Origin of the sequence: Shewanella scandinavica (genome assembly GCF_031932065.1) — a bacterium.
GTDB lineage: Bacteria > Pseudomonadota > Gammaproteobacteria > Enterobacterales > Shewanellaceae > Shewanella > Shewanella baltica.
Genome location: NZ_JAUOES010000022.1, coordinates 48396 through 72426, shown reverse-complemented (window position 1 = coordinate 72426; position 24031 = coordinate 48396). Strand labels below are relative to the sequence as shown.

The following is a 24031-nucleotide window of genomic DNA, read 5'->3' as shown; positions in this document are numbered from 1 at the left end:
TTAAGAGTGAGCCAATAGACCTGCGATGATAGGATTCGTATTCAACGAGTTGAGCGTGATGTTAACGCGCTCTCAGTCATGCGCATGGTCATTGATTGCCATAGTTAAACCATTGTATCGACAGAGCTAGGGTTATAACAAACCGTTTTTCTTATAACTTATTGTGATAAGTGAGTTTGTTGTAAAAAGATTAAGTGAAACATTCAATTAACCCATGACAAACCTTATCGCATTGAATACAAAAAGAGAGATTTATCATTGAGTAAGCCATTATGACTGAGTTAGGCATTATGTTCACCGGCGCTTTTTTAGCGGCGACTTTGTTACCGGGGGGATCTGAAGTCTTACTCGTGGCGCTATTAAACAAAACTCCAGAGGCTTGGGTTGCGCTGGTCGTGGTGGCCAGTATTGGCAACACGTTGGGCGCGATGACCAGTTTCTATTTAGGCCGCTTAGGTCGCCTAGCAAAATCACCAGAAGCGTTAGCGACGGGTAAACACGCAAAGGGGCTCGCCATGATTGAACGCTACGGCGTGTGGGCGCTGTTACTCTCATGGGCACCGGTTATCGGCGATATTCTCTGTTTATTGGCGGGCTGGGTGAGGTTGCCGCTAATGTCCTCTTTACTGATGATTTTAATCGGTAAAACAATTCGTTACTTAATTGTTGCCGCTGCCGTGCTGCAATGGATGGCATGATGGCGTTAGGATGCATTTAATGGTCAAGGGCGGGGAGTGTTTTTCCGTTTAGACTGAATTTACTGTATAGATAGGAACTTAGTGTCAATTTTGCGAGTCATAAATCCCAATGCTTAATCATTTAAGCGCACTTTATTCTACGGACTTTGCTCTACGGGCTGTGACTAAGCGTACTATGACGTTGCACAGCTATATGACTATACGCAGCACTATGATTATTAAGCTGTATTTTTGACCCATTGATGTATGAGGGGAATGTTTTGAAGAAATGGATATTAGCGGTCGCAATTTCTGCCGCACTCGCGGGCTGTGCATCTGAAACGACTACGGCGAACTTGCCCGCAGGCGTTAAACTTATCGAAAATGTGCAACTGGCTGATTCGCAAGTAGGGATACCCTACAAAAAGTACCAATTAGCCAATGGGTTAACGGTTATTTTGCATCAAGATGATTCCGATCCCTTAGTGCATGTCGACGTCACTTATCATGTGGGCTCAGCCCGTGAATTAGCTGGCCGTTCGGGTTTTGCGCATTTATTTGAACACATGATGTTCCAAGGCTCGCAGCACGTCGCCGATGAACAACATTTTGAAGTGGTTACCGAAGCTGGCGGCACCTTAAACGGCACGACCAATACCGACAGAACCAACTACTTTGAAACCGTACCCAGCAATCAATTAGAAAAAATGCTGTGGCTTGAGTCGGACCGTATGGGCTTTTTATTGCCGGCACTCACCAGTGAAAAATTTGAAGTGCAGCGCGAGACAGTGAAAAACGAGCGTGCGCAACGTATCGACAATCAGCCCTATGGCCGCATGAGTGAGCATTTTAGCCAAGCCATGTATCCTGTCGGTCATCCTTATTCTTGGCCTGTGATTGGCTGGCCGGACGATCTTAATCGCGCCACAGTTGATGATGTTAAACACTTTTTCCAACGTTGGTATGGGCCTAACAATGCAACCCTGACCATAGGTGGGGATTTCGATGAAATGCAGACCTTAGCCTGGGTGAATGAATATTTTGGTGAAATCCCCCGTGGCCCTGAAGTCTCGTTAGAGCAAAAGGCGCTGGTTAACTTAGATAAAACGCGTTACATCTCCATGGAAGATCAAGTGCACTTGCCCTTGATCCGTATTGGTTTTCCAACCGTATACGCAAGGCATCCTGATGAAGCTGCGCTCGATCTGTTAGCCAATATTTTAGGCGGCGGCAAAACATCCTTGTTATATAAAAACTTGGTGAAAGATGGCTATGCCGTGCAGGCCAATGTCAGCCATCCTTGCCAAGAGCTGGCGTGTCAGATGTCGATTTATGCTTTAGCTAATCCTGAAAAGGGCGGCAAACTGGCGGATCTGGAACAACGTATCCTCGATTCTATTAATGAGTTTGAGCAACGTGGCGTTACCGATGACGATTTGCAAAAAGTCAAAGTGCAGTTTGAGGCCGATACCATTTACAGCCTGCAAAGTGTTTCTGGCAAAGTGTCTGCCTTAGCGATGAACCAAACGCTGTCGGGCAATCCGAACATGATAGCTTCAGATTTGAGTCGTTATGCCAATGTGACCAAAGACGATGTGATGCGCGTGTTCAAGCAATACATTAAAAATAAGCCTATGGTGGTGATGAGTGTGGTGCCGCAGGGTATGACGTCACTTATCGCCCATGCCGATAACTTCACGCCAGCGACCTTGCCCATTGCGCAAACGGCGGTAGAAGGGGATTTGCCAAAGCCTGAACTTGTTTCAAGTTTTGATCGAACTAAAATGCCCGCATCTGGCGCTGCACCAGTGTTAAAGGTTCCGACAATATGGACTAAAACCTTAGCCAATGGCATAGAAGTCATGGGGACACAAAGCACTGAAACGCCAACGGTTGAGCTGATTGTGTACCTTAATGGCGGCCATAGACTGGTACCAGTTGAAAAAGCGGGCTTAGCGACGCTGACTGCGGAAATGCTCAATGAGTCGAGCAAGAAACGCAGCAGTGAAGTGCTTTCGCAAGCGTTAGAAATGCTCGGCAGTTCAGTCGACTTTAGTGCCTCTGAATATCAAAGTGCGATTAAAATATCTACGCTGACAGCGCATTTAGATGAGACGCTGGCGATTATGGAAGAAAAACTCTTCCAGCCAGCCTTCAACGAAGCGGATTTTACTCGAGTAAAACAGCAGCAGTTACAGCAGATCCAGCATATGCAGTCCGATCCTAGCTACCTAGCTGATACGGCGCTATCGTCTTTGTTATACGGTAAAGACAATGCTTTAGGCGTGAATGACATAGGTACACTCGATTCAGTCGCGGCGCTTACGTTAGCCGATGTAAAAGCGTTTTATGCCCAGCAGTATCAAGGCGGTAACGCTAAAATCGTCACAGTCGCCAATTTACCTGAATCAGCATTATTGCCTAAGTTAGCGGGATTGAGTCAGTGGCAAGGGGCTGCCGTTGTGGTGCCGCCACTTAAGCCATTCCCTGCATTAAAAGGCGGTACGATTTATCTGATTGATAAACCCGGCGCGGCGCAATCGGTGATCAATATCGCCAAGCGCGCATTGTCCTATGATGCCACAGGCGATTACTTTAAATCTTACCTGATGAACTACCCGCTAGGCGGTGCATTCAATAGTCGTATCAACCTGAATTTACGTGAGAATAAAGGTTATACCTATGGTGCTCGTACCAGTTTTGCAGGCGGTGCTGAAGTCGGTGATTTTGTCGCATCAAGTAACGTTCGCAGTGACGTGACGGCGAAAGCACTCACTGAGTTTGTAAAAGAAATCAGTGCGTACCAGCAAAAGGGTATGACAGATACTGAACTTGCCTTTATGCGAAATTCAGTCTCGCAAGGCCAAGCACTTGATTATGAAACGCCGTATCAAAAAGCGGGCTTTATGCGCATGATCCAACGTTACCAATTGAGCCAGGATTTTACGACTCAACAGGACAAGATCATTAATACTGTAACAAAAGATGAACTCAATGCCCTCGCGGCTTCCGAGCTAGATATCAATAAAATGGTGATTCTGGTGGTGGGAGATAAAGCAAAAATCGAAGCAGATTTAGCGGCATTGGGCTATCCAATTGAAACTTTAGTATTGTAAATTGGTATTTCGCCCTTATATAGGTGATAGACGTGTACGTTAATTAACGACTATTCGTCATATATTTACCGGATTTACATCGAAAGACGGTGACAGCATTAGCTGTCACCGTCTGCTTTTAACAGTACAAGTTGTGAATTTGGCTTGCCCCACAGACAGGTTTAGATTTATTTTGAGGCGTATTTTGCAAGATAAGCCTCAAAATAAAGGTCTGACTGTTAACCTTGTCGCGATAGCGAATCACCAATTAGAGAAGCGCAAATTGAAGTCATTCAATGAATTAGTACAACATCTCTCGGACGCCCATGGGCGCACCGCACTCTTGGGTATGTTACGTGGCATAGAACGTGAGGCGTTGCGGATTGATGAGTCGGGTTATCTCGCCACCGATTCGCATCCTGAAGCCTTAGGCTCAGCGTTAATGCATTCGCGTATTACGACGGATTACAGTGAAGCCTTGCTCGAGTTTATTACTCCGGTACATAACAATGTTGAGCAACTGCTAAACGGATTAACTGAAACCCACGCCTTCAGCGTGCGCCATTTAAATGGTCAGCGCCTGTGGCCTGTGAGCATGCCTTGTTATGTGAAGGACGAGAAACAGATCCCCGTTGCCCGTTATGGTTCATCAAATACCGGTATGATGAAAACCTTATATCGTAAGGGCTTAACCTATCGTTACGGCGCCTTGATGCAGATTATTTCTGGGGTGCACTTTAACTTTTCGGTATCACAAGAGTTATGGCAAAGCCTGTACGAATTGAGCGATAAGCAGTTAAGTTACGATGATTTTATTTCTGAATCCTATTTTGGCTTGATCCGTAACTACCGCCGTTTAGTCTGGGTGCTACCTTATTTATTTGGTGCTTCACCAGCGTTATGTAGCTCCTTCATTAAAGATCAAAAAACCGATCTTAAGTTTGAAAAAACGGGCCACGGTACTTTGTATCTACCCTTTGCGACTTCGTTGCGTATGAGCGATTTAGGCTATACCAACAAAGAGCAAGAAGAGCTGAATATCAGCTATAACTCTTTGCCTGAGTATCTGGCTGGCGTAAATGCGGCCATCAAAATGCCTTCGGCAAACTTTGCCAATATCGGCGTTAAAGTCGATGGTGAGTATCGTCAGCTCAATGCCAACGTATTGCAGATTGAAAACGAGTTCTACTCGCCAATTCGTGCAAAACGGGTGACGCGTAGTGGCGAGAAGCCGTCAGAAGCCTTAGCCCGTGCAGGGGTGGAATACATTGAAGTGCGTGCTTTAGATGTTAATCCATTTAGCCCGATTGGTATTGAGGCGACCCAAGTGCGTTTCCTCGATTTATTCCTACTCTATTGTTTATTAACGGAGTCGCCTAAGTCTGAAGCCAGCGAAGAGGCGAGATTAAGCGCGAATCTTAAAGCTGTGGTGCTTGAAGGCCGTAAACCTGGGCTTGAGTTACTAACCGCAAACGGTTCACGTTCGCTTAAATCTTGGTTAGAAGAGTTGTTTGATGCCTTGCAACCTTTGGCGGTATTGCTCGATGGTGAGGCGACGGATTATCAAGTGGCGTTAGCCCATTGGCGTAAAGCGGTTGAAGATCCTAACTTGACCCTGTCGGGACAAGTACTACAAAACGTAATCAACAAAGGCCAAGACCATGGTCAGTGGGTGATGACGTTGGCACAGCAATACTATCAATTCTTTGTCGATTATCCCTTGTCGAGCGAGACCATAGCGCAGTATCAAGCCGAAGCATCCAGCTCGCTTAACAAGCAGGCCGAGCTAGAAGCGGCGCAGCGTTCAGTTTCGTTTGATGATTATCTGGAAGATTACTTTGGAGCTCAGTCGTGAAAGAGGGCTTATTCTCTTTCACTCGCTTGCGTATCAGCGCAGCTTTGATTGGGGCCAGTGCCTTATTATCAGGCTGCGCCGCTTCACCAGAAGATCCTCTGGGCTGTGGTACTGTGTCTGGTTATTTGCAGCCCGATGCCAGTACTCAATGGTATCGAGTTGTGGTGACCCATTTAAACGGGCAGGCAGTCGTTTCAAAGCCTAATTATCAGTTAGCGCCTGGCGAATATGAGTTTACTGTCGCGGAACTGATTGATGATCCTAGCTTGTCGGTCACACTTGCCGCGCGAACGCCTAAGGTATTTAAGCTCAATGTTGAGAGCCATCAGCGTTATCATATCGGTGCGCTATTTCACACCGATAAGCGTTATATGGGCAAAGACACTGGGTATTGGGAACCAGGTGTGTGGCAGCAAGAAGAGCATGAGTGTCAGTTTGAGCTGAGTCCCGAAACGAAATAGCCAAAGCGTTTAGCTCAAGTGGTAAGCCAGCAACATTCGATTTAAGTTAGATTGATTCCCCCCTAGCGCTTAGATCTTCTAAGCGCAAAAAAGCTTTTTATGCTTGCCTCAGACTGAGTCTATGACATCATGGAGCCAGCTAACTCTCCAAAGAATATGATATTAATGAATAAACCCTTCATCCTCTTACTCTGCGCAAGTCTCGGCATCTTGTCAGGGTGCGCGACGTCTCCGCCTAAGTCACCAGAAAATTTGTGTGAGATATTTCAAGAACACCGAGATTGGTACGATGCCGCTAAAGACGCCCGTGACAAATGGGGCGTGCCAGTGCATGTGCCGTTGGCGATGATGTATCAAGAGAGTTCATTCAAGCACAATGCCGCGCCACCGATGGAATACTTTCTAGGATTTATCCCTATTGGCCGTGCCAGCGATGCCTATGGTTACGCACAGGCTAAGACCATGACGTGGGATGATTATGTGCGTGAGACGGGCAACAGTTGGTCGAGCCGCAGTGATTTCGATGATGCGATGGATTTTATGGGCTGGTTTATCAGCAAAACCCATAAGATTAATGGTGTGTCTAAATGGGATGCGCGGGCTCAGTATCTTAATTATCACGAAGGTTGGGGCGGGTATCGCCGTGGCAGTTACAAGTCTAAGGCGTGGTTAGTCAAAGTAGCGAACAAAGTGGATGCGCGATCTAAACGTTACGCGGCGCAATATAAAACCTGCCAAAAAGATTTGGATTCATCTTGGCTGTGGCGCTTATTCTTTGGTTAGGGTTAGGGTTAGGGTTAGGGTTAGGGTTTGGCTAGAGCTTAGTTTGATTCCATTGTCAGCCATTTGAATGAGCGTCTATGGCTGATTTTAGGTGTTTAACTCAGATATTTGATTGAGAGAGTTAATCGAGATAATCAGTTGAGATAGTCAACTCAAATCTTCAAGCCTGATATTCAAGCCTGATATTCAACTTCAATACTTACTGACTTTTGATATTGGCCTGTTAATAGCGGCTGTAGTAACTGATTTCAACGAGCTTATTGTGCTTTTACCGCGAAAGTTTCTAATGCTTTAATGGCTTTCTTCTTCGCGCGCTTTTGCTCATACATGGCATGATCTGCAGTCTTAAAGGATTGATACCAATCAGTTTCAAACGGAGCAATCCCAAAACTAAAAGCTAGGCTAAGCTCTGAACCTTGATTTAAGGTTTTGCGCATATTATCTAAGTCCTCCTCGATTTGGGTTAGCGGCCCATGGCATAAAGCGACAAACTCATCGCCACCAAAACGGGAAATAATACCTTTATTTTGCCAATAGGTCAGTATGGCTGTGGCCGTGCGCTTAATGGCAACATCGCCTGTCTGGTGTCCATAGGCATCATTAATGGCCTTGAGATTATCCATATCGATAATAATCAAAAAGCTGCCAAGGTGAGGTTTGTGCTGCCAGTGGTGCAGTTCATCTTCAAAATTCTTTCGATTATAAAGCCCTGTGAGGGGATCGAAATTCGCAAGTTTAGTGATCTGCTGTGACTTCTGATAGAGCGCAATAGCATTACTGGCTTCGTGGGTCAGGATAGAGACAAGGTTGCGGTCGTAATCGCTAAAGGCACCAAGGCTACTGCTGTCGAGGTTGAGCATGCCATAGAGCTTGCCATCGATACGGATAGGGCTAGACAGGGTTGAGCGTATCGGCTGCTTCGACACTGTGAGTAACACTCTTTGATCATCTTCCGTTAAAGTGCTGGCTGCATTGATATTTTTCATATCATTGATGACCACGACCTGATCGCATCTCCCCTTAGTGAGCCGATATTCAAAGGTTTGCTCTAAGGTAAAATCCAGTTGTCTGAGTTTTGCTAAATCGAGCCCCACCACAGATTCGAAATGCAGTTTGTTATTAGCCTCGTTGACTTTAATGATGCTGCCCATTTCGGCACCATTAATCACGTATACGGCTTTGTTGAGTAAGGCGTCGAGAAAGGCATGCTCATTTTTATAATGGCTTGAGAGGTGCGCGAGCTCGTAAATGGCATCATTGATGGTGACGACTTGCTCTAAATGCTCCCACAGTCGAGTTAAACGACCTTGATGCAAATAGTAAATCAGGCTGTAGGCAAAAATGTAAATGATGCAAACAAACAGTAATGGCAGGATAGTCCAACCTTCTGTGGGTGCATTAAAGATAAATAGCAGGACGAATAGACATATCGGCACAATGAGCAATAGCAGATGATAGCGATAATCTAAGCGATCTATGGTCTTACGTTTGAAATTATCCCTTAATTTCACTCGAGTATTCCTTTATCCGTGTCATTGCTAGCCACAATTGAATGCTATACATCACTAACGTATCCACACTGAGTTCTGTTAAGTATATAACGAAAATTGAAATATAAACTGATATGAAACTGCGAACAATTTCATATCAGTGATTTTGGTACTAAATACTGAATTAACGCGAATTTTCTGCGTATTCGGCCAATATCCAGGCTAAAGGGGCTTGGTATTGGATGGGCATCCACGTTTGCAGTGCGGCTATGCTCTGGTTGAGCACAGTTTGATTGGGCACTGATAGGTTCAAATGGCCCACTTTACGACCAGGGCGCACTTCTTTGTTGTACCAGTACAGCTCAGCATTAGGCAAACTTAACCAGCGTGGATCATTATCGATACCGATAAGATTGACCATAACACACTGAAAATTCACTTGTGGCTGTGGGATCGCAATTCCGCAAAGTGCACGCAAATGCAGCTGGAATTGATCCATATGGGTTCCGGCTTGAGTCCAATGGCCTGAGTTGTGCACTCGCGGTGCCAGTTCATTCACCAATAACTCATCGCCAACACGGAAGCATTCCATCGCCATCACGCCAACGTATTCAAGCTCATGCATAATGGCGCTGAGCATAGCTTCGGCTTGGGCTTGCAAAGGGCTTAAGCGTGTCAGTGGCGAAATCGACGCCATTAAAATGCCATCTTGATGTAAGTTCAGCGTCAGCGGATAAAACACGCATTCGCCTTCGCGAGTACGTACGCCAACTAATGATACTTCTTCATCAAAATTAATCGCTTGCTCAGCAATTGCAAGGTTACGCCAATCGTTTGGAATATCACCCGCTTCGGCTTGTTTAAGCCAATGTTGACCTTTACCGTCATAACCACCGGTACGGCGTTTCATCAAGACTCTTGGGCCATAGTGCTGATACAGGGTATCGACTTGGGTGTTATCGTCAACTAATGTCCAAGGCGCTGTGGGAACACTGAGCTGGTCGAGTAGACTTTTTTGGCTAAAACGGTCGGCTAAACGGCTAAATACCGGACCATTAACAAAATGGGGGTGTGAGCTGAGTTGTAAACTCAGGGCGGACTCTGGCCACTGTTCGCGCTCGGCGGTAATAATGTCGTGGGGCGCGAGTGGCAGAATGTCATCCGTAGGCGTCATGATATCGACGGCGTTAACTTCAATCGCTAATGGCTCACCAGCGTGGGTCAACATAGCGCCCAGCTGACCATTACCTAATACCCAAACCTTAGGTTTAGTGTTTGTCTGGGTCATTAAACTTCCCTCGGATCTGGATTGTCCAGTACCGCACGGGTCTGTTCTTCTCTGAAAGCGTCAACACGAGCCGCTAATTCTGCATCGTTATTCGCAAGGATTTGGCAGGCCAATAATCCCGCATTGAATGCGCCCGCTGTGCCTATGGCTAAAGTGCCAACGGCGATGCCTTTTGGCATTTGAACGATAGACAATAAGCTATCCATACCTGACAGGGCTTTACTTTGGACTGGGACACCTAATACGGGTAAGCGAGTTTTAGAGGCAATCATACCGGGTAAGTGCGCTGCACCACCGGCGCCACCAATGATGATTTTAAAACCACGATCGGCGGCAGAGGCTGCAAACTCCATGAGTTTATCTGGCGTTCTATGGGCGGAAACCACTTCAACATGATAAGGCACTTGCAGTTTATCCATTATCTCAGCGGCGGCTTCCATCGTGGGCCAATCACTTTTAGAACCCATAACAACAGCAACAAGGGCTTGCATGATAACTCCTTAACTCACTAATTTTAATTATATTTTGACCTTGTTTCAGGTCTAGGTACAGTTGATGCTTGTCTAGCCGTCACCGGTAGCAAGCATCATGGCGCTGAATAATACCATGATCCTCGTCATTTCTGCCCGTTTTTGCGAGCGAAAAAACGTCTTTTGCTGTGATGAATGGCTTGAGTAATTGAGCCATAAAAAAGACCAATCCAGAGATTGGCCTTTGAGATAAGTCAGCAGCATTAAGCCGCTGAGATTGCGCTGCTGGTTTACTGTGTCTGCTTATCCGCAGTGATTTCTGTTTGCTGAGTGATAACTGGCGCTTCGGCCATGGCTTCTCGTAGGGTCGAGTAAAACTTCAACACGCCCTCAATCGGCTGGATCTTGGCTCTTGCTAGCGTTCGAATGGGCTGGAACTGTAGATCGGCAATAATCAGCTTAGTCTTATTTGCTTTACATTTTTCAATCAGTTTTGTCAGCGCGGCTAAGCCTCCAGCATCCAAAATCGAGACTCCATCGAGATACAGCACTATCACTTGTTTATCTTCGGTGAGACTGGCGATTTCGGAGAAAATCCGATCGGCAGCGGCGAAGAAGAGTGGCCCGTTAATTTTGAGAACAGCCCAATCGGCGGGTAACTCTTGATCGACATAACGCTTGTTGGTGCTGATATCGTAAAGCCTTGTCATCTCGGCAATTTCCTTCATAAACAGCAAGGCCGCGAGAATGATCCCCACACTGATGGCGATGACCATGTCGAAAATAACCGTTAATGAAAAACAGCTAACAAAGACCATGATATCGCTAGTGGGCGCGGTTTTAACTAAATGCAACGCTTTGTGAGCCTCACTCATGTTCCAAGCTACGACGAGTAGCAGGGCAGCCATGGCCGACATCGGCAAGTAGGCGAGCACGCCCGCTAAGGCGACTAAACCAAACAATACCACTATGGCGTGGATCATGGCCGCAATTGGACTCTGAGCGCCCGCTTTGACGTTCGCCGCGCTACGGGCGATTGCCGCTGTCGCTGGAATGCCACCAAAAAACGGCGTGATGATATTACCTATGCCTTGGCCCAGTAACTCACTGTTGGCACTATGACGTTTGCCTGTCATGCCATCGAGCACCACAGCACACAGTAGCGATTCAATCGCCCCTAACATGGCAATGGCAAAGGCGGCAGGTAACAAGGCTTGAAAGGTCGCGAGATTAAATTGAAAAGCTTGACCATTTGCGCCAGCCTGCAACCAAGGCCATTCGAAACTCGGCAATACTGCCGGGATCCCCATGCCTGTGGTGCCATCGCTCAGTTGGTAGTGGAAACGAGTGCCTATGGTTTCTATATCAGCGCCCATGGCATTGAGCACCAAGGCGAGGATAGTGCCGAGTATGATTGCCGGAAGGTGCGCTGGCACAGGTGTTTTGAGTTTCGGCCAAAGCAGCATAGTCGCTAGGGTGGCGCTTGCAACCAGTAAGCTAGGTAAATGGACCGAAGGTAGCGCTTGGGCTAATGCCATTAGCTTGGCCAGATATTGCTCCGGCATATGGGCAATTTCGAGCCCGAAAAAGTCTTTTAGCTGCAAGGTGGCAATCACTACACCAATCCCCGCGGTAAAACCTAAGGTGACGGATTCGGGAATATACAGAATCAACCGGCCAAGGCGCAGCGTCGCCATGCCGACGAGTATCATTCCCGACATCACAGTCGCGATTAATAATCCTGCTAAACCAAACTGTTGGGCTATGGGGTAGAGCAATACCACAAATGCCGCTGTCGGGCCGGACACGCTGTAACGTGAGCCGCCAGACATGGCGATAATAAAGCCGCCGACAATGGCGGTATACAAGCCATATTGAGGCGCAACGCCACTGGCAATGGCTAATGCCATCGCTAATGGAATCGCAATTATACCCACAGTGAGACCAGCAAGAAGATCTTGCCCAAAGCGTTTAAACGAATACTTATCTTTCACGCAAGCTTCTGTGAGTGCGTGGGCGATCCTTAGGGAAAACAAATGAGCTGAGTGTGACACGAGAGGGTCCCATAGCTAGGCTAGCAACAAGCTTCTATTTTAGTGGCCAGATTGAATGTGCAGTGTGATCTTGTCAGCAAAAGCGATTGAAAATACTTTGTTTTGTATAAATAGTGTGCTTGAGACGGTTTGATTCTCATTTAAGTATGTTTTGCAAAATATCGAGATGTTTTAACCCTTTTGCTAATGCGGGCCGTTTACAGCTTTAGGTCAACATCAAAGGCATTCAACATGAAAACACACTATTCCCCAAAAACCGTTTCAGTTTCCGATCCAACTCTCTACCAGCAACGGGGAAACGGTATCCCATCGGCGAGCAATACGGCTGCTCTATTACTGGTCGCAGTGAGTTTAACGGCCTGTGGTGGTAAAGGCGCCGAAGTTGAACATCGACAAGCTGAGCAGCAAGCCGAGCAACGTCATCAAGTAGCGTCGCAGCGCCAAGCTGAAATGCGTGATGCCGCTAAGGTTGAGATGGCGAGAGTGGCGGCGCCGATGCAAATGTCTAGCAATGGGGCTGTGATGGGGATGAGCATAGCGCCAATGCCGCGTGACTATGCCGCGATTCCGTTAGCGCAAAATAAATTCGAGCAGCAAGTGCAAAATGGCATCATGGTGGCAGGGGAGATCCCTGTATCGACGTTTTCCATCGATGTCGATACTGGCAGTTATGCCACCTTAAGACGGATGTTGAGGGAAGGGCGCTTACCCGAGAAAGGCACTGTCAGAGTTGAGGAAATGCTCAATTATTTTGCCTACGATTATCCCTTACCCGCTAAAAACTCGGCGCCGTTTAGCGTGACGACAGAGCTTGCTCCCTCACCCTATAACGATGACATGATGCTGCTGCGGATTGGCCTTAAAGGTTATGACTTACCTAAATCTCAATTAGGCGCGAGTAACTTAGTCTTTTTACTCGATGTGTCAGGCTCTATGGCGTCAGCGGATAAATTGCCTTTACTGCAAACGGCGTTAAAGCTGCTAACAGCGCAATTAAGTGCGCAGGATAAAGTCTCTATTGTGGTTTATGCTGGGGCGGCTGGTGTAGTGCTCGATGGCGCGTCGGGGAACGACACTCAAACCTTGACTTATGCGTTAGAACAATTAAGTGCCGGTGGTTCAACCAATGGTGGGCAAGGGATCACGCAAGCCTATCAATTGGCCAAAAAGCATTTTATCCCCAATGGCATAAATCGAGTTATCCTCGCGACCGATGGTGATTTTAATGTTGGCGTGACAGATTTTGATGATTTGATTGCCTTGATTGAAAAGGAAAAAGATCATGGTATTGGCCTAACGACCTTAGGGTTTGGTTTGGGCAATTACAACGATCAACTGATGGAGCAATTGGCGGACAAGGGCAATGGCAACTATGCCTATATCGATACGCTGAATGAAGCGCGTAAAGTGCTGGTGGACGAGTTGAGTTCGACCTTATTCACTATCGCCAAAGACGTGAAAGTGCAGGTGGAGTTTAATCCGGCCTTAGTCTCGGAATACCGTTTGATTGGTTACGAGAATCGCGCCTTAGCACGGGAAGATTTTAATAACGATAAGGTGGATGCGGGCGAGATTGGCGCGGGTCATTCAGTAACAGCCTTGTATGAATTAAGGTACGTTGAAGTCGGGAATAGGATGAATGATAAACTTAGATATGGCGTTGATGCTCAAACGGGGCAAGAGAAATATAGCCGTGAAGAAATTGCCTTCCTTAAACTGAGATACAAGTTGCCAGCGCAAACGCAGAGCCAGTTACTGAGTTATCCCATCAGGTTAGATCAAAGCGTTAAACAGCTCGAGCAAGCAAGTGATGATTTTAGATTTGCCGCCGCGGTTGCAGGGTTAGGGCAATTACTGAATGGCAGTCACTATCTCCATCAATTTGATTATACTAAGTTAAGCTTACTCGCACGTTCAGCATTAGGGGATGATCCCTTTGGTTATCGCCATGAGTTTGTGCAGTTAATGGAAACCGCAGCGGCGATAGAGCAATCTAATCAGCTGCCAATTAAGAAAACATTCGATGGCTCGGATAAACCTTTTCCTCCCCAAGATAAACGCCATGGCGAGCCAATGAGAGATAAGAGCAATCCGCGTAATGAGAGATTACAATAGTAAAAGTGAATACAGGGGGTTAACCCAAATGACGAGGAATTTCCCGTGGCATTAGCAATACCGCAATTACCAACCCATGAGCACTCAGATGAGCAATTGATGTTGTGCTATGCCAAGGGCGATTCAAAAGCATTTGAGCAGTTATACCTGAAGCACAAAGGCGCGCTTTATCGCTACTTTGTGCGCCAGTTAGGTGATAAGCAGTTAGCTGAGGATTTATATCAAGAAACATGGGGACGGGTGATCCGCGCAGCGGCTAACTACGAAGCCAGTGCTAAGTTTACTACTTGGCTATACCGTATCGCCCATAACTTATTGATTGATCATGTGCGAGCGGTTAAGCCCGTCGATTTAGTCGCCACTGATGAGGACGAAACTGGGCTCGATACTTTTGTGGCGGGTGAGCAAGATAAGCCCGACGTGCAGTGGCAAGAAGCGCAAAAGAGTTTATTGCTAAAAACCTGTATCGCACTGTTACCCCAAGTCCAGAAAGAGGCATTTATCCTGAACATTGAAATGGGGTTTACGGCTGCCATTATTAGCGACATTGCGGGCGTAACTTTAGAAGCGACTAAGAGCCGTATTCGCTACGCTTACCAAAGTCTAAAGGATTGCGTCAGCGCGAAATGGCAGGAGGCGGGTCATGAGTAATTTATCTTCAAGTGCTGATGAGCGCGCATTACAACGAGAAGTGCTAGCTTGGTATCGTCAACAGGCCTTAGAAGTTCCACCGCAGCAACTCGACCAAGATATCTTGCACCTAGCGCAAACTCACTTAGCTGAAATGCATCAAAGCAAAATAACCGCAGTTGAGTCTCCAACTTCCGGCTGGCGACGCCATCCTTGGGCGTTATCGAGCGCGGCATCTTTGGTGCTTGTTGTGGGTTTATTGGTCCTTAATCGGCCGCAAATCGAAGATGTTATGGCTCCAAGTCCAATGGCGATGAGTGCTCCGGCGCCACAAGCCATGACGAGAATAGCAGATACGCAAGCGCTGCAATCCTCAAATATGCAAGTAGAAGCTGTGGCTAAGCATGAAATACAGACTCAAATGCAGCAAGCGAAGGCTGCAGCGGGTGCGCTTGAGCGACAACATGATGCAAGCAGCCCAGCTATCGCTGCAAGGTCTATGAATGCTCCGAGCAATGCTGAATCTTCAGGAATAGATAAAGTGCCACTCGCAGAGTCTTTACATCTGTTACATGCCTTCATCGAAGCGAAGGAGACTGAGCAAGCATTGATGCTTGAGCAACAACTGCTTAAGGATTATCCACAACTCGCCGTTGAGGCTGCAGATAAAGCGCTGCTAAACGAACAACAGCTCGAATTTAAAAAGTTACAACAGCAGCTACATCAGCTTGCTAAATAAGTGTGTTGTTGTGGTTTTAGTAATAAAAGCGTGATGATCAATCATAACGTGGTGAGAAAAACCGCTAAATGCCCCTGAGATTTGGATAGACGTGTTAGTGTTTGTGGTCTGTTTACTGTTTGGTATGTGATTTACTTGATCAACGTCATAAAGTGAACAGGATTTAGCCTGCTATATTGGTGTTAGTCTACGACTTGACTAGTATCAATAGTCAGATCCATATCCAGGAGGCATTATGCTTAAAAGACTCATGCATGATCATAAACATATAGCTGTATTGCTAAATGTTTTAAAAAACAAGCAGATGAAGCTGTCCGAAGGTGAGTCAATCAATTTCATCGTGGTGCGGGATATCGTTGAATATATGCAAGGATATGCTGAGCGTTGCCATCATCCGGTTGAAGACATTATTTATGCCTACTATCAAGCGCATAAAGCCAATGACAATATCGATAAGTTGAGTGCCGAACACGAGTTAGTGATCCAAGCCTCGGCGGCTTTGATGACGACGTTGAATTTGATCCTCAGTGATATTGTGGTTGCCCGTGAGAAACTGATTGTTGATTTTGCAGATTATGTCGCATTACAAGAGCGGCATATGCAAATGGAGGAGCGGGAAATATTCCCGTTATTGGCCAAAACCTTGACTGAACAAGATTGGCAACTGATTGAGTCTGAGTGTCAGAAATCCTTGATTGATGATCCTTTGTTCTTAGATCGCGAGCAGAAAGAATTTGAGGATTTGCGGGCTTATCTAACAACAGCTGACTAGCATTGATTCACTCATAGGGCCCACCTTGTGGGCTTGAACCTAGGATTCAATACTACAGAGCGATGTTTTTTTTGCGTTAGCTTCTGTTACTCGCGAATCGTTATTCCCTCTTATTTCCCACCAGATCCGATAGTACAAATAAAAAAGCGCCGAATGGCGCTTTTCTTGTTCATGTTTGAGGCTAATGGTTTAGCTCATCTCAACATGTGATTACAACTGGATGGCATCAATGTCGTAGTTAAAGTTATTATCGATTTCTTGGAGTTCTTTGATTAAACGATGCTTATCTTTCAACGCTTCGATCTCACGCCATTTACGCTTTTTATTGGAGCCTCGCGAACGATCGGGTCTTTCAACGACTTCATCTAGCGCACAACCATAATCTAAACGATCCATGGCAACCTCCTGTTGTTGTATGTTTTGTCAGCGATTAAATAACATATTTTTAAAACAGGGTGCAAGAATTATGTTTCAATTGTGTTAAGTTGAAATGAACTTTGAGTGATATGTCGTTGATCTTAAGTGTTGGGTGAGAGCGGGGAAGAGTCGAAAAGTTTAATAAAAATAAAAGGATAAAATTAAAAAGCCAGCAATTGCTGGCTTTTTGTTCGATTAGATTTTGCCTTGTCGATAAAGGTTAATCAATGCGTTACTTGAGGCATCTAAGGCATCACAATCCTGCCCAGCGCCGATGCGTGCTAACACATCGTTACCGAGATCCTTACCGAGTTCTACACCCCATTGATCGAAGGAGTTAATGTCCCAAATTGCACCTTGAACGAAGGTTCTGTGTTCATACAGGGCAATCAAAGCACCTAAGGTACTCGGCGTGAGCTTATCCATGAGTAAGGTGTTGCTCGGCTTGTTACCTGGCATCACTTTATGTTTTGCGATCAACTGCTTTTTAGCCGCAGGTAATGCGCTATTAGCGAGCTCGGCTAAGGCTTCATCAAAAGTACGACCTTGCATTAAGGCTTGAGTCTGGCCAAAGCAGTTTGACGCTAATTGGTCGTGGTGCTCACCGATAGGATTATGACTTTGCAGTGGCATAATAAAATCGGCAGGGATCAGTGCAGTACCTTGATGCAACAGCTGGTGGTAGGCATGTTGGCCATTAGTACCTTCGCCACCCCAAATCACCGGACCTGTACTGTAGTCAACATCCGTCCCGTTTAAGGTGACAGACTTACCGTTACTTTCCATATCGAGCTGCTGGAAGTAAGCGGGTAGACCACGCAGATAATGATCGTATGTCAGTACAACATGGGACTGAGCATTGAAGAAGTTACCGTACCATAGGGATAATAAGCCCATGATCACTGGCATATTTTCTGTCAGCGGCGCATTGGCGAAATGCTCATCCATTTGGTGCGCACCTGAAAGCAAGGCTCTGAAGTTATCCATGCCAATCAAGAGTGCTATCGGTAAACCAATCGCTGACCAGAGTGAGTAACGACCGCCAACCCAATCCCACATTGGGAAAATGTTGTCTGAATCAATACCAAAATCCGTCGCTTTCGCGACGTTTGACGTCACTGCGACAAAGTGTTTTGCCACATCCGACTGCAAACCGCCTTTTGCTAAGAACCATTCTCTTGCAGTGAGGGTATTGGTTAAGGTTTCCTGTGTTCCAAAAGACTTGGACGACATGATGAACAAGGTCGTTTCAGGATCCAGTAACTTCAGCTTCTCACTGATAGAAGTACCATCTACGTTTGCCACAAAGTGACATTTCAATTCTGGGTTCCAATACGGGCGCAGCGCCTGAGAGACGATCTTTGGACCAAGGAAAGAGCCACCGATACCTATACTGACGATATCGGTTATCGCTTTACCTGTGTAACCTTTCCATTGCCCCGACGTCACTGAGCTCACAAACCCTTGCATTTTATTCAGCGTTTGTTGAACTTCAGGAACGATGTCTTGACCCTCAGCAATAATCGACTGCTCCGCAGTGCTACGCAGCGCTGTGTGCAGAACGGCGCGCTTCTCTGTGGTGTTAATGATCTCACCAGCAAACATCGCTTTGATTTTTGCTTCAAGTTGACTATTGCTTGCCAACGCAAATAACAGATCAAGCGTTTCCGCCGTTGCTCTGTTTTTAGAGTAATCCAGTAATAAACCACAGGCAGATAGCGACATTTTATTGAAACGTGCCGCGTCAGTGGCAAATAATTCCCGCATATGCGGCACATTTTTACTGTGTGCTGATAAAGCTTGCCATGTTGAGCTTTGGGTCAAGAGTGTCATCTCACTGTCTCCAGAATGCTTAGTTTGCGAGCTTAGCCGTGAGCATTACTTCGAGTTTGCCTTGGTCTATGGCAAAGTTTCGAATACCTTCCGCAAGCTTATCTACAGCCATTGGATCTTGGTTAAAGTCCCAACGGAATTGCGCTTCTGTCAATGGGGCTTCGGCCGCAACAGTGCTGGTTGCCGCAACCAGTTTAGGGGTAATGTCTATTTGTGAATTAGCCAGTTCTTCTAACAGAGAAGGGCCAATTGTGAGACGATCGCAGCCTGCTAGCTCGATGATTTCACCGATATTACGGAAACTTGCACCCATAACGACAGTATTAAAACCATGCTGTTTGTAATAATTATAGATTTCGGTAACAGAAACGACACCTGGATCATTTACAGCATCGTAGTCTTTACCCGTATCTTTTTTGTACCAATCAAGAATGCGGCCAACAAAAGGCGAAATCAGATAAGCCCCCGCTTCGGCACAAGCACGTGCTTGGGCAAAGCTAAATAGCAGGGTTAAGTTACAGTTGATACCTTCTTTCTCCAACTCTTTAGCGGCACAAATGCCTTCCCAAGTTGAAGCAAGTTTGATCAGAATACGTGACTTATCAACGCCCGCTTCTTGGTAAAGGCGAACCAGCTTATGGGCTTTAGCTATTGATTGTTCTTTATCGAATGATAAACGGGCATCAACTTCAGTAGAGATACGACCAGGAACGAGTTTCAGTATTTCTACACCGATATTAACGGCGAGCTTGTCGCTGGCATCATCAAGTTGCTGCGCGAGATCGGCACTTTGTGATTTTGCCCAGTCGATAGCGTTATCTATGAGGGATTCGTATTCAGGAATTTGAGCCGCTTTCAAGATGAGCGATGGATTGGTTGTCGCATCTTCAGGTTGGTAGCGTTTAATCGCTTCGATGTCGCCAGTGTCAGCGACGATAGTGGTATATAACTTGAGTTGCTCTAATGTATTGGCCATGAAAAACATCCTTCTCAGGTAGCAGTCTTAACTCGGAATTCACTGATGACTATTAGAAGCGATTTTGCCAACTTTTCCAACCTTGAATGTAAAAAAATTACAAAAATGACAATTTTATGTCTATTTAGGTTTGGCTTGAGATACAGGCTCTCATCTTGGCTGTGGTAGAGGGCATCGCTTTTCCTAGTGTATACCTCATAAAAACAAAAAGTCGCTGCAAGCAGCGACTTTTTTACGTCAATAAGTAATATTACTTAAGAACAGGTTGTTTAGCTGTAGTTGTCACAACGGCTTCGATGCGACGGTTAGCAGCATGGGCTTCTTTCGAGTCACCAGCAACCAGTGGCTGAGTCACACCGTAACCGTTAGAAGTTACGCGGCTTTGGCTGATACCATATTTCTCAACAAGAATTTTGGCAACGGCGTCAGCACGTTTGTCAGATAGCACCATGTTGTACTCTGGTTTACCTACGTTTGAGGCATGGCCAGCTATTTCAACAGTGAACTCTGGGTTTTTGTTCAGGTAGTTAGCGAGTCTTTCAATATCTTTGTAGAAAACAGGCTTAACTACAGCTGAATCGTTAGCAAACTGGATTGAACCCACGTCTTCTTTATTTTTTACGTTTTCGTAAATGGTACAGCCAACAGAGTCAACTTTATGTGTTGCTGGTGTGGCTGGACATTGGTCTTTGTCGTCATAGACGCCATCGTTGTCTGAGTCAACAGGTGCTGCTGCGATAACCGCTGCTGCAACAGGTGCTGCAACTGCTGGAGAACCGAAGCGGTAGCTTAATTCTAAGCCCCAGTAGTTGCTATCAGCTTGAACGATGTTGTAATCGTCATCCAGGTTTTCATAACGACGATATTTAGCTTGTAACTTCAAATTATCTGTGAAGTTGTAACCCACACCAGCGCCAATATATGGAGCAAAGTCGTTTGTACTGTATTTGCTTGATTGAATGCCATTATTTTGGCTATTCTCAAGTGAATAATACATAGCACCCGCTTCAGCTGATAAGCTCCAGCGATTGGCTAGTGGCCAGATACCTACTAAGCCTAGCGTTGAACCTTTCACGCCAGCATCATTACTGGTGGCCCCATTGGTCCAATCAGCATTACCTAAATCGCGGAAACCGATTTCAGCGCCGAAGTAATCATTGAACATATAGCCTGCGAATACATCCCATGCATATGGGTCATCTTGACCATTCTGGGTCGCGATATGTTCATAGTTGTTAACGCCTAAACCTGCGCCAACATACCAAGGAGTGAGTTCTTGAGCCGCTGATACAGTGAAAGGTAATAGCGAGGCAAGCAGTACAAATTTTAATTTATGATTCATCATGTTCTCCAATTCCATTATTTATGATTCTCCACCAATATGTCTTGCTTTATGTGTGCAAAACATTGCTAGCACTTAATGTGGGGATCCTTTGGTATTGTAGCCAGCGGTTAATTATCACTTGGTTTGTTAAGTTTTACCAGTGTTAAGAGTTTCCTTTTTATGGTCACTCGTGCTGTAAGTTGTTTTTTAAACATAAAAAAGGCACTCCGAGGAATGCCTTTAAAATGAATTATTTTGTTATTTATTCGTAAACTTTAACGTGTCCATACCCAATTCTCAATTTCTACTGGGTCGACACCATTGGATTTAATATAGTTGCGGTGATCAACTAATCTTTGCAACATGTCAGTGGTGATGGAAACATGCATAGTTTCATCAATGACGCCTTGTTGGAACAGTTTGTAAGCCATATCAATCACTAGGTGATAACGTGATGTGCCGTTACGAACGCCCATATCGAATGGAGTGGTTGTTGAACCTTCTTCTTCATAGCCTTTAATTCTGAAGCGACGGCTGCCTTTGTAATCAAATATTAACTTTTTAATCGTATTTGGGTAACCATGGTAGTTGAATACCACGCCTTTATCTTGGGTAAATATTTCGTCCATTAACCAAGGTTTTTCTTTAAATTTGCGGCTTCCTAAGCCATCACTGCTTAATTCGGTGACGCTAACGAAGCGAATTTTGACTCTTGGAAGCAGTTCTCTGATCAATACTAATGAAGCCATACACTCTTGAGTGACGTAATCACCACAACCTGCAAGTACGATATCTGGATTCTCATCAGAGGCAAAATCCCACACCATCACGCCATCTTTTGCTTGTTTACGCGCTTCTTCCAAGCTCAGCCATTGTGGTAGCTCTTTCTTACCTGCAACAAGAATATTGAGTTTGTCGCGGTCAGCGTAAGCTCTTTCTGTATAAACCAAGGTGCTGTTAGCATCTGCTGGTAAATAAGCAGAGATAATTTTTGGATGCTTCTCTAGCATCGCCCCAAGGAAAGACGGGTTTTGATGCGAGTAGCCATTATGGTCTTGGCGTTCAAGCAGCGAAGATAATACGACGTTACATGCAGGCAGCGGCTTACGGAAATGCACACCTTGGCTTGCATAGACGTATTTACAGTATTGGTCGGCCATCGATGAGATCACTTGTGAGAATGACTCATAGGTTGGGAACATACCGTGGCGGCCTGTGACTGTGTAGCCGTGCAACATACCAAAGAGCAAGTTTTCAGAAAGGAGCTCAATCACTCGTCCTTCGCGGGACATGTCTTCATCCCAGCTCTCAATTGGCCATTGCCATGCACGATCGGTTTCTTCAAATACGGCTTGTAACTGATTTGAATAGGTTTCGTCAGGGCTGAAAATACGTAGATTGCGTTGATCGCGGTTTAACTTGAATGCATCACGCATCCATTCACCCATTTTCAGCATTGAATAACCACGGTGACCACGTGGTACTTCTGGGCCGTAGCTGAGTTTCTCGAGATCAGGGTTCGTTAACGCTCTAACCACTTCACCACCATAGGTGAGATGTTGACGACCACAGGCAAGTTGCTTAGGTGGAATTAATGAGCAAATGTCGGCATCAAAAATCAGCTCGCCTTTATCATTCATTTGGTAAAGTTCTTGGAAGTTGTAACTGGCAAGCCAATTGTCAAGTGCATCCAGATGACCTTTATCTGTGGCACATTTATTGACGATCACTTGGTGTGATTCGCAGTTACCTTCTAATTTCTTACCTTTATACTCACTGACACCCGTCCAACCTTTGGCGGTGCGCATTAAAATCACTGGCCATTTAGGCTTAACCACATCTTCGCCGCTACGGGCACGACGTTGGATATCATTGATCATGGCATAAGCGGTATCCATGGCATTTGTCATTTGCACATAGATATCTTCTTCTAATTCGTTATCAACGATAATAGGGAAGTAGCCAAGACCACGGAATTCAAGATCCAGTTCTTCATGGCTCATGCGTCCCATACGGGTAGGGCCTGAAATTTTATAGCCATTGATATGCACAATCGGTAATACTGCACCACTTGTCGCAGGAGAGACTAGACGGTTTGCGTACCAAGATGCGGCTAATGGCCCAGTTTCTGCTTCACCGTCACCAATTAAGACGGTGGCGATCAGATCTGGATTATCGAGAACAGCGCCCCAGCCTACTGAAAGTGAGTAGCCGAGTTCGCCACCTTCAAGAATTTGTCCTGGAGCTTCTGGGTTTGCATGTGAAGGGTAGCCGTAAGCTGCGGAAAACTTCTTACAAATATCTTCGATACCCGTTTCATTGTAGGGGATTGTTTCAGGATAGAAATGGCTTAACGAACCCTCTATGAATAAGTTAGCTTGTACTGCAGGGAAACCATGACCTGGACCAACTAAATAGATGAACGAGCGATTGTGTTTAACAATCAATCTATTAATGTTGGCGTAAACAAAGTTAATGCCGGGGCAGGTACCCCAGTGGCCAAGTAAACGTGGTTTGATATCAGTATGGGCAAGTGGACGTTTATGTAAGACGTTTTGTTTGAGATAAATCTGCGAGGTCGCAAGAAAGTTAGTCGCTCTGACATATTTTTTCAGTGCATTGATTTCATGTATTTGTGTCATATAAAGCCTCACTAAAACAAACAAGAGATGATTGAAGTTTCTATGTGACTACTATATTTGTAATTTTATTACAAAAATGTGCCCTGCATCCAAATTTTAAAAGTTGTTTTTACTGTTAAAAATAATGTGCTAACCGTGCACTTTTGTTAATTCAGCTTTAACAGTGACTTAGCTTATGTTGTGAGGTGTGATGTTGATGGCGTTTAACTGTGCAAACGCGAGCTTGATCACATGAGCAATTTCGAATACTGTGCTATTTTGCTGCGTTGAATTCGGTAGCCGTGATGTTGTAAATTCACGGAAGGATAATTTGAAAAAATAAATCTACCGAAATTCTTACCTTTAACTTGGAAGGATTCATTCACCACAGATGTTGTACCTCTAATTGCCATTCAATTTGAGGAGCATTT

At 45.5% G+C, this 24031-nt stretch carries 18 protein-coding genes; 9 read left to right on the top strand and 9 right to left on the bottom strand.

The features are described from left to right. Window positions 1–272: 272 nt before the first annotated feature. The 5 genes from Q4Q50_RS17250 to Q4Q50_RS17230 all read left to right on the top strand — a co-directional run bounded on the left by Q4Q50_RS17250 (window position 273) and on the right by Q4Q50_RS17230 (window position 6871). Complete coding sequence (locus tag Q4Q50_RS17250; protein WP_259545071.1) at window positions 273–698, top strand: YqaA family protein; 426 nt, start codon at window positions 273–275, stop codon at window positions 696–698. Window positions 699–940: 242 nt separating this feature from the next. Continuing rightward, window positions 941–3793 (top strand): M16 family metallopeptidase, encoded by a 2853-nt coding sequence (locus Q4Q50_RS17245; protein WP_311900402.1) that lies wholly within the window; start codon window positions 941–943, stop codon window positions 3791–3793. Between the two features lie 184 nt (window positions 3794–3977). After that, on the top strand, window positions 3978–5627 hold the full coding sequence (gene gshA, locus Q4Q50_RS17240) for a glutamate--cysteine ligase (protein WP_242326136.1): 1650 nt from the start codon (window positions 3978–3980) through the stop codon (window positions 5625–5627). Next, complete coding sequence (locus tag Q4Q50_RS17235) at window positions 5624–6088, top strand: hypothetical protein (protein WP_311900401.1); 465 nt, start codon at window positions 5624–5626, stop codon at window positions 6086–6088. The genes gshA and Q4Q50_RS17235 overlap by 4 nt, the downstream gene beginning before the upstream one ends. A 165-nt stretch (window positions 6089–6253) precedes the next feature. Then, window positions 6254–6871 (top strand): transglycosylase SLT domain-containing protein, encoded by a 618-nt coding sequence (locus Q4Q50_RS17230; RefSeq protein ID WP_311900400.1) that lies wholly within the window; start codon window positions 6254–6256, stop codon window positions 6869–6871. Between the two features lie 257 nt (window positions 6872–7128). Here Q4Q50_RS17230 and Q4Q50_RS17225 read toward each other — a convergent pair whose 3' ends face one another. From Q4Q50_RS17225 to dauA, 4 genes are all read right to left on the bottom strand, one after another. Beyond that, complete coding sequence (locus Q4Q50_RS17225; RefSeq protein ID WP_006084959.1) at window positions 7129–8382, bottom strand: GGDEF domain-containing protein; 1254 nt, start codon at window positions 8380–8382, stop codon at window positions 7129–7131. 163 nt (window positions 8383–8545) lie between these two features. Then, on the bottom strand, window positions 8546–9649 hold the full coding sequence (gene purK / locus Q4Q50_RS17220; protein ID WP_126491349.1) for a 5-(carboxyamino)imidazole ribonucleotide synthase: 1104 nt from the start codon (window positions 9647–9649) through the stop codon (window positions 8546–8548). Beyond that, window positions 9649–10140, bottom strand: a complete 492-nt coding sequence (purE, locus tag Q4Q50_RS17215; protein WP_006084961.1) for a 5-(carboxyamino)imidazole ribonucleotide mutase — start codon at window positions 10138–10140, stop codon at window positions 9649–9651. The genes purK and purE overlap by 1 nt, the downstream gene beginning before the upstream one ends. 269 nt (window positions 10141–10409) lie before the next feature. After that, window positions 10410–12173, bottom strand: a complete 1764-nt coding sequence (dauA, locus tag Q4Q50_RS17210; RefSeq protein WP_011846067.1) for a C4-dicarboxylic acid transporter DauA — start codon at window positions 12171–12173, stop codon at window positions 10410–10412. A 231-nt stretch (window positions 12174–12404) separates the two neighbouring features. Here dauA and Q4Q50_RS17205 point away from each other — a divergent pair, with 231 nt between their 5' ends. The 4 genes from Q4Q50_RS17205 (at window position 12405) to Q4Q50_RS17190 (ending at window position 16429) form a co-directional block, all read left to right on the top strand. Next, the gene (locus tag Q4Q50_RS17205; protein WP_311900399.1) at window positions 12405–14288 is read left to right on the top strand and encodes a vWA domain-containing protein; all 1884 of its coding nucleotides are present in this window, start codon (window positions 12405–12407) and stop codon (window positions 14286–14288) included. Window positions 14289–14333: 45 nt separating this feature from the next. Then, entirely contained in the window at window positions 14334–14939 is a 606-nt protein-coding gene (locus Q4Q50_RS17200) for a sigma-70 family RNA polymerase sigma factor (RefSeq protein ID WP_006080615.1), read from the top strand. Beyond that, window positions 14932–15657, top strand: a complete 726-nt coding sequence (locus Q4Q50_RS17195; RefSeq protein WP_311900398.1) for a hypothetical protein — start codon at window positions 14932–14934, stop codon at window positions 15655–15657. Before Q4Q50_RS17200 ends, Q4Q50_RS17195 begins: the two co-directional genes overlap by 8 nt. A 235-nt stretch (window positions 15658–15892) precedes the next feature. Further along, window positions 15893–16429 (top strand): hemerythrin domain-containing protein, encoded by a 537-nt coding sequence (locus Q4Q50_RS17190; RefSeq protein ID WP_311900396.1) that lies wholly within the window; start codon window positions 15893–15895, stop codon window positions 16427–16429. A gap of 210 nt (window positions 16430–16639) precedes the next feature. On the opposite strand, the gene Q4Q50_RS17185 is transcribed toward Q4Q50_RS17190, so the two are convergent. From Q4Q50_RS17185 to Q4Q50_RS17165, 5 genes are all read right to left on the bottom strand, one after another. Beyond that, entirely contained in the window at window positions 16640–16825 is a 186-nt protein-coding gene (locus Q4Q50_RS17185) for a DUF3545 family protein (RefSeq protein ID WP_006084967.1), read from the bottom strand. 216 nt (window positions 16826–17041) lie between these two features. Next, entirely contained in the window at window positions 17042–18679 is a 1638-nt protein-coding gene (pgi, locus tag Q4Q50_RS17180) for a glucose-6-phosphate isomerase (protein ID WP_311900394.1), read from the bottom strand. Window positions 18680–18698: 19 nt separating this feature from the next. Beyond that, complete coding sequence (tal, locus tag Q4Q50_RS17175; protein WP_311900393.1) at window positions 18699–19655, bottom strand: transaldolase; 957 nt, start codon at window positions 19653–19655, stop codon at window positions 18699–18701. A 250-nt stretch (window positions 19656–19905) separates the two neighbouring features. Continuing rightward, window positions 19906–21015 (bottom strand): OmpA family protein, encoded by a 1110-nt coding sequence (locus Q4Q50_RS17170; RefSeq protein WP_311900391.1) that lies wholly within the window; start codon window positions 21013–21015, stop codon window positions 19906–19908. A gap of 239 nt (window positions 21016–21254) precedes the next feature. Then, window positions 21255–23621, bottom strand: a complete 2367-nt coding sequence (locus tag Q4Q50_RS17165; protein ID WP_311900390.1) for a phosphoketolase family protein — start codon at window positions 23619–23621, stop codon at window positions 21255–21257. Window positions 23622–24031: the final 410 nt, after the last annotated feature.

Excerpts from the sequence above, each read along its gene's own strand:
- Q4Q50_RS17250 (WP_259545071.1), top strand. The coding sequence starts at position 273 with ATGACTGAGTTAGGCATTATGTTCACCGGCGCTTTTTTAGCGGCGACT.
- Q4Q50_RS17245 (WP_311900402.1), top strand. The coding sequence starts at position 941 with ATGTATGAGGGGAATGTTTTGAAGAAATGGATATTAGCGGTCGCAATT.
- Q4Q50_RS17230 (WP_311900400.1), top strand. The coding sequence starts at position 6,254 with ATGAATAAACCCTTCATCCTCTTACTCTGCGCAAGTCTCGGCATCTTG.
- purK (WP_126491349.1), bottom strand. The coding sequence starts at position 9,649 with ATGACCCAGACAAACACTAAACCTAAGGTTTGGGTATTAGGTAATGGT.
- purE (WP_006084961.1), bottom strand. The coding sequence starts at position 10,140 with ATGCAAGCCCTTGTTGCTGTTGTTATGGGTTCTAAAAGTGATTGGCCC.
- Q4Q50_RS17205 (WP_311900399.1), top strand. The coding sequence starts at position 12,405 with ATGAAAACACACTATTCCCCAAAAACCGTTTCAGTTTCCGATCCAACT.
- Q4Q50_RS17195 (WP_311900398.1), top strand. The coding sequence starts at position 14,932 with ATGAGTAATTTATCTTCAAGTGCTGATGAGCGCGCATTACAACGAGAA.
- Q4Q50_RS17190 (WP_311900396.1), top strand. The coding sequence starts at position 15,893 with ATGCTTAAAAGACTCATGCATGATCATAAACATATAGCTGTATTGCTA.
- Q4Q50_RS17185 (WP_006084967.1), bottom strand. The coding sequence starts at position 16,825 with ATGGATCGTTTAGATTATGGTTGTGCGCTAGATGAAGTCGTTGAAAGA.
- pgi (WP_311900394.1), bottom strand. The coding sequence starts at position 18,679 with ATGACACTCTTGACCCAAAGCTCAACATGGCAAGCTTTATCAGCACAC.
- tal (WP_311900393.1), bottom strand. The coding sequence starts at position 19,655 with ATGGCCAATACATTAGAGCAACTCAAGTTATATACCACTATCGTCGCT.
- Q4Q50_RS17170 (WP_311900391.1), bottom strand. The coding sequence starts at position 21,015 with ATGGAATTGGAGAACATGATGAATCATAAATTAAAATTTGTACTGCTT.
- Q4Q50_RS17165 (WP_311900390.1), bottom strand. The coding sequence starts at position 23,621 with ATGACACAAATACATGAAATCAATGCACTGAAAAAATATGTCAGAGCG.